The 506-nt window shown below is 60.9% G+C and carries 1 protein-coding gene; it reads right to left on the bottom strand.

Annotated elements, in window-relative coordinates:
- Positions 1-506, bottom strand: a 506-nt coding sequence (locus B7R67_RS22275; RefSeq protein WP_158095171.1) for a hypothetical protein, incomplete at both ends; no start/stop codon positions are given.

The following is a 506-nucleotide window of genomic DNA, read 5'->3' on the forward strand; positions in this document are numbered from 1 at the left end:
CCTGCTGCGGTGCTGGTCACGCTGTACGTCTTGTCGCCGTCCGTTGCCGTGACGGTGCCGTCGGCTGCCCACGTCAGCGTCAACGTGATGTTGCCGGTCGTGTTGTCTTCATCGCTGATGACCACTTCCGCCGTGCCTGACGTCACGCCTTCGCCGAAGTTCACCGTGATGTCCGCGGTTTCTGTGGCGTTGATGACCTCTTCACCATTCTCATCGGTGATCGCGACCGTTGGGGCGCCGTCTTCACCCGCCTGGCCGTAGTCGGTGTCTTTCTGCACATCATCAGTGATGTTATTCACCGTGTTGCCATCTTGGTCTGTGAACGTCGCCGTCGCCGTCAACGTGCCATCTTTCTGGCCGCTCACGTCCACGCCTTCTATGGTGTACTGGCCTGCTGCGGTGCTGGTCACGCTGTACGTCTTGTCGCCGTCCGTTGCCGTGACGGTGCCGTCGGCTGCCCACGTCAGCGTCAACGTGATGTTGCCGGTCGTGTTGTCTTCATCGCT

The sequence above is a fragment of the Gottfriedia luciferensis genome (assembly GCF_002156865.1).
Classification (GTDB): domain Bacteria; phylum Bacillota; class Bacilli; order Bacillales; family Bacillaceae_G; genus Gottfriedia; species Gottfriedia luciferensis.